The organism is Parapedobacter sp. 2B3 (assembly GCF_041925275.1).
GTDB classification, from domain to species: domain Bacteria; phylum Bacteroidota; class Bacteroidia; order Sphingobacteriales; family Sphingobacteriaceae; genus Parapedobacter; species Parapedobacter pyrenivorans_A.
Genome location: NZ_JBHEUZ010000043.1, coordinates 1 through 5,669 on the forward strand (window position 1 = coordinate 1; position 5,669 = coordinate 5,669).

4 protein-coding genes and 1 tRNA gene are annotated in these 5,669 nt (G+C 49.9%); 2 read left to right on the forward strand and 3 right to left on the reverse strand.

Translation table 11 applies throughout. The features are described from left to right. Positions 1–51: 51 nt before the first annotated feature. From ACEVG1_RS20875 to ACEVG1_RS20885, 3 genes are read right to left on the reverse strand one after another with little or no spacing between them, the layout of a single operon-like run. The gene (locus ACEVG1_RS20875) at positions 52–519 is read right to left on the reverse strand and encodes a low molecular weight protein-tyrosine-phosphatase (protein ID WP_374745673.1); all 468 of its coding nucleotides are present in this window, start codon (positions 517–519) and stop codon (positions 52–54) included. 9 nt (positions 520–528) lie between these two features. Further along, positions 529–1,848, reverse strand: a complete 1,320-nt coding sequence (locus tag ACEVG1_RS20880) for a PAS domain-containing sensor histidine kinase (protein ID WP_374745674.1) — start codon at positions 1,846–1,848, stop codon at positions 529–531. Positions 1,849–1,850: 2 nt separating this feature from the next. Continuing rightward, positions 1,851–3,203, reverse strand: a complete 1,353-nt coding sequence (locus ACEVG1_RS20885) for a sigma-54-dependent transcriptional regulator (protein WP_374745675.1) — start codon at positions 3,201–3,203, stop codon at positions 1,851–1,853. A 115-nt stretch (positions 3,204–3,318) separates the two neighbouring features. Between ACEVG1_RS20885 and ACEVG1_RS20890 the strand changes: the two genes are divergently transcribed. Together ACEVG1_RS20890 and ACEVG1_RS20895 are read left to right on the forward strand one after the other, a co-directional pair. Beyond that, positions 3,319–3,393 (forward strand) — tRNA-Val (locus tag ACEVG1_RS20890). Positions 3,394–3,667: 274 nt separating this feature from the next. Then, positions 3,668–5,668: an ATP-binding protein gene (locus tag ACEVG1_RS20895; protein WP_374745676.1), complete on the forward strand. Its 2,001-nt coding sequence runs from the start codon at positions 3,668–3,670 to the stop codon at positions 5,666–5,668. The last annotated feature ends 1 nt before the right edge of the window (position 5,669 follow it).

A 5,669-nucleotide genomic window follows, 5' to 3' on the forward strand; every position in this document is an offset into this window, starting at 1 on the left:
GAACGGTATGCCGGGTGGTGTGAGAGGTCGGAAAATAGAATAGGAGGAAAACTATTCTATTTTCCTCCTACTCGATTGCTTATTTTTGCTCCATTCTCTTACCAGTTCCTCACATCGCGTAGCCACCAGTTGATATACGGGGTCAAAAAGGCCGTCGTCGAAATAGGGGTCGGGTACCTCCCCGTCGGGCAGGAACAGCTGAACGCGAGTGCGGTGCTCAGGGGTTTTGGCTTTGGCCAATACATTGCGCAGGTTTTCGCGATCCATTACCAGTATATGGTCATACTCATCAAAATGGTGGCTGTCGAACTGCTGGGCACGTTGCTCACTGATATCCACGCCATATTCCTTGGCTATTGCAATGGACCGGTGGTCAGGTGGGGCGCCCACGTGCCAGTTTCCAGTGCCGGCAGAACCGACTGTCCACGCCAGTCCTTTTCGATTCGCGAAATGTTGCAATACACCGTGTGCCAGTGGCGATCGGCAGATATTGCCCAAACATACCATCAATATCTTCATGTCCAACTTTTAAAACTGGAGGGTAAATACACTGCCCTTGCCCTCTTCACTGCGCACAAGTATATTTCCGCCATGCAGCAACATAATCTGCTTGCTCAGTGTGAGCCCCACGCCGCTTCCCGATTTGCGGGTGGTAAAGAACGGAATAAAAATGTTTTCGAGCAAATCAGTGGGAATACCTCTCCCGTTGTCGGTTACTTGTATTTTAGGCTTGCCATCGGTTGCCGAAGCCGAAAGGAAGATGTGGGGTTCCGCTACTTCCTTCACAGCTTCCATAGCGTTGAGCAGCAGGTTAATCAGTACTTGTTCAATGAGGTTGATGTCCAGCTCCAATACCAACTGGGTGTCTTTGAGGATAATATCCAACTCAATGTTTTTCTGGATGACAGAGGGCTCCATGAGCTGGTACAGGTTTTCAAACAGGTCGGTAGCCCGTACGGTGCTCACGTTCGGCCGCTCGATCTTATTGAGCGACCGGTAGGTGCCGGCAAATTTGAGCAGTCCCTCGCTGCGTCGTTTGATCGTTTCGGTACCCAACCGTATATCTTCCATCTCTTCGCTATTGGGCAGGGTAGCTAGACGGCCTTTCAGCGTGTCAGCGAGGGATGATATCGGTGCAATGGAATTCATGATTTCATGGGTAAGCACGCTGAGCAACTTTTGCCAAGCCTTTGCTTCCGTTTCGTCAATGGCCTCATTGACATTTTGGTAGACGATAAGCTGGAACTTGCCTTCCGGTGTTTGAAAGTAGCTGGCTGTGAGTAGTAACTTAATATTGCCCTTTGCCGAGTTTACGCTGAGCAAGGTCTGTTCGCCGGGGACCAACTGCATGGATTTCTGATAGAGGTCTTCATTTTTCTTCTGCAAACCTTCAAACCGATGCAAATAGGGGATGCCGAATAGTTTTTTGAACGCCTCGTTCATCCACATCACTTCGTGCGTTTCAGTGTCGTAGGAAAGGATAGCGGTATCAACGATTTCCAGTATCTGATGCAGGTATTGGTACTGCGTTTCGCGTTCGCCGCTTATTTTCTTGAAAACACCGTTGATTTCATTAAACGCACTACGAAGGGGGAGCAACTCCGCCCGGGCGTGGCTCAGCGGGAAATGGCGGGTGAAATCCCGGTAGCGCGCTGCTTCCGCAAACTCTTCCAGTTCGCGGTATGCACGTAGCTGAGAACGGAAATTAAGAGCCAATAGCCAGATGCAAAAGGGTACTAATAACGCAGCGTAGGTATATTGCGCCTTGAATAATAAATAGGCAAGGCCGGTCAATGTGACGGCGAGCAATACGGCCCGGAAAAAAAGCAACCGCCTGAACCGTCGCATGGTTAGATATCATATTTGCTTAACCGCCTGTACAAGGCGGTACGGGTAATGCCCAGCTCTTTGGCAGCTTTGCTGATGTTGCCGCCGTGTTTTTCAACCACATTGGCAATGGTGGTGCGCTCGAGCTCCACAAGGTTGTGCCGATCGGCGCTGGTACGGTTGCCTTGAGTGGGAGGAGGTACCTGTTCAATGGGCGAAAAGATAAGGTCTTGTGCTCCCAGCACTTCATCTTCTGTCATGATGACGGCTCGTTCGATGCTGTATTGGAGTTCGCGGACGTTTCCGGGGTAATGGTAATCGAGGAGCTTCTGTTCCGCCCGCTTATCGAAATCGGCCGCAGGTTTCATATACTTCTGTCCGTACTTGCGGAGGAAGTGCCGGGCGATGCGAAGGGTATCATCCCCACGGTCCCGTAGGGGTGGCACCTGTAGGTCCACGGTGTTAATGCGATAAATAAGGTCCTTGCGGAAGCGGTTTTCATTGGCTAGGTCGGCCAGCGGAACATTCGTTGCACAAACCAAGCGGATATCCACAGGAATGGGAGTATTACTGCCTAGCGGGATCACCTGCCTATTCTGGAGCACACTTAAGAGTTTGGCCTGCTGCTGGAGTGAGATATTGCCGATCTCATCGAGGAAAAGCGTGCCTCCATTGGCTGCCTCAAACCGGCCCATACGGTCTTCGCGGGCATCGGTAAAGGCCCCTTTCTTATGTCCGAAGAGTTCGCTTTCAAACAAACTTTCCGTCAGCGCACCAACATCTACTTTGACGAACGGTTTGTCGGCCCGGTTTGACTGTTTATGAATGGCTGTGGCGATGAGGTCCTTGCCCGTTCCATTTTCGCCCAGTATAAGGATATTGGCGTCGGTGGGGGCTATTTTGCCGATTTTATAGCGTAGGTCTTGCATAACTGTAGACGCTCCGATAAACTCCAGATCGGTCCCTGTGGTATTTTCACTTGTTTTTTTTCGTTCTTTCGTCGATAGTAAGTCGGTAATGACACCGATTAGTTGCTCGTTTTGCCAGGGCTTTACCACGAAGTCTGCTGCCCCTTGCTTAAGCGACGTTACGGCCAGGTCGATGGCGCCATATGCGGTAATCATCACTACAGGGAGCTCAGGCCTGATTGATTTTATCCGGTTGAGCCAATAGAGCCCTTCGTTGCCCGTATTGATGGTGCTTTTGAAGTTCATGTCCAGCAATACCAGATCGGGCTTTTCTTTTGAAAGTGCCGCGGGAATCTGCTCGGGGTTGTGCTCGGTGATAACCGCTGCAACGTGCTGTTTGAGTAGTAGGCGTACAGCGGTTAATACATCGGAATCATCGTCAACGATTAATATGCGCGCATGCTTCATATGGACTCTCTGAATTTAAACCGTAAAACTACAACTATAAGTATGGGCTGGCAAAAAAATGAAAAAAATAATTTTGTATATCGCTAAACTGCGCTATATTTGCAGACCCAAATGAGGGAGCATAGCTCAGCTGGTTCAGAGCATCTGCCTTACAAGCAGAGGGTCACAGGTTCGAATCCTGTTGCTCCCACAAAAACACCTGCTACACGGCGGGTGTTTTTAGTTTATAGACTATGCATTGCCTTTATGTTGCTCGCTCAGGAACCCCAACGTGCTATTGAGCGGAATTTGTCTGCTAATTTGGCAATTGGAGCGTACGATTAGCTAAATCTATAGGTTCCTTTAGCTTTTTCGCCTAAAAGCATGATATAGAAGCAGGATTTTCCCCGATTTCGGCAAAAAAGTGCTGTAAACAAATGTAAATGTTTTTATTTTTAAACTATTTTCTATATTTGGCGCTGTAAATGAAACGCTTAGTGCTAAAGCTAGCGTGTGCTGTGCCAGTGATGGTCATGCTGAGTTGCCCATTGGTTGCTCAAATCAAAGATATCACCGCACTCAAGGCGCGCATCCCTGCCCTACGTGACAGTACAGAGCGAGCTGCGCTCTACGCACGGCTGGGCATGCTGTACTCCAATAGGTCATTAGATTCGTGTTACTATTTCGGAGCACGTGCACTCGACCTCGCCAAGCGCATCAATGATAAAGAAGGCGAGGCCGAAGCCCTCAACGTACTCGCCTTCTATTACCTAGAAAAGGCCAATCCCTACCTCGCCTATAAATACATCAATGAGTCCCTCACACTTTTCGAACGATTGAAAAATAAGCCGAAAATCTGTGAGGTGACCATGAACATTGGTGTGCTGCTGAGTTTCGAAGGAAAACTGGATCAGTCGTTCGCGCAGTACCGCAAGGCTTATGAACTGAGTGAGCACCTGGTACAGGACTCCATCCGGCCCTTGGTGTTGCTAAACTTCGCAATGGCACAATCGTTTATGTCGCAGCAGGCCAACATAACCCCCTTAATTGATGAGGCAGAGCGGCTGGCCGAAGAGCAGGGAAACCAACGGTTTTTGGTCATCGCACGGTTAACGCGAAACGCTACCCGTTTCCGGCGTGGGGTTTCCCCCGATGAAGTCATCCCGGCGCAGCGTTCCATTATTGATGAAACAAAGAAAGCCGGATACGAATATTTCACTGCACTGGCATACATGGAGCTTGCCAATATGTTCCTGCCGGTAGCGGTAGACAGCGCGGTCTGGTATTTCGATCAAGCCATTGAACTAGCGGAAAGAACGGGTTACGAGGGTCTTCATTTCCAAACGATGTCCCAAGCCTATCGGGCGTTGGCGGAGATGCAGCCTCTGCCGCCACAGGCGAACGCGTATAGCCGTAAGCTGCTGGAAATCAGTCGAGAGAAGGAAATCGAGAGCCAGAAAACAGGGATGGATTTTCTCCAATTGGCACTTAAGGAACAGCAGGTAGCTGCCGACCAGGCCCGCTTGCAATCCCGGAGGATGTTGGCGGTATCCCTCGGGATTACCTGTTTACTGGCCATTGGATTCTCCTTGCTCATTTTTCGACTATACCGCAATAAGCGCCGACTGGCTTCGCGCCAAAAAGAAATCAATGTCCGATTGGAGGAACAGTATAAACAGCTTGAAGACAATAATGCGTTTCATCAGAAGCTGATTTCGATCATTTCGCATGACCTGCGGCAGCCGCTATCGTCTATGTTGATGCTGGGCGAAGGTGGCATAGTGGAGCGCATGAGCGATTCGCAGCGGCAGTACGTTTTCGATCAGGTTAGCCAGAATGCCCGAACAAGTTTGCAAGCGATGGACGGTCTGGTACATTGGATGAAACTGAACACGGTGGGGTTGGCCTATAAACCATCGAGGGTGAACCTCAAGGAAGTTATGCTGGCGGCGCTAGCATATAACCAGGTGGTGGCCGATCAGAAAGGTATTGTTGTGATGGACTTTATCCCGGGCGCAGTCGATGCGCTCGCCCAAAGCGAGATGCTCCTGTTCGTGAATCGCAATATCCTCAGCAACGCACTCCGCCATACCCCCAATGGGGGAAGAATCGTGGTTTCTGTCGTTGAAGATGAAGAAGGAAACGATGCGATTGTGCGTGTTGCAGACTCTGGTAGCGGGATCCCCGCAAACCTATTGCCCCACTTGTTTGATAAAGAACGGTCTGATAGGGCGAGTGGAGGCTCTGGCCTAGCGCTAATTATCTGCCACGAGATGATTGAAAAAATGAATGGCCGGATTTGGGCAAACAACAACCCCGATGGGGGCGCTTCCTTCTGCTATAGCTTGCCATTGGCCGCACGTATGAGCAGCGATATGCCACATATCCATCCCTCTTTGGCAGAAAGCTACGGGTGCACGACAGATTTCCGTCAAGCGGCATTTTTAGCGTATTCGACGATTTTATACCATCTATTGCTTTTGTAGG

Bases quoted from the DNA above. Each gene is read 5' to 3' on its own strand.
- ACEVG1_RS20875 (WP_374745673.1), bottom strand. From the start codon at position 519: ATGAAGATATTGATGGTATGTTTGGGCAATATCTGCCGATCGCCACTG.
- ACEVG1_RS20880 (WP_374745674.1), bottom strand. From the start codon at position 1,848: ATGCGACGGTTCAGGCGGTTGCTTTTTTTCCGGGCCGTATTGCTCGCC.
- ACEVG1_RS20885 (WP_374745675.1), bottom strand. From the start codon at position 3,203: ATGAAGCATGCGCGCATATTAATCGTTGACGATGATTCCGATGTATTA.
- ACEVG1_RS20895 (WP_374745676.1), top strand. From the start codon at position 3,668: ATGAAACGCTTAGTGCTAAAGCTAGCGTGTGCTGTGCCAGTGATGGTC.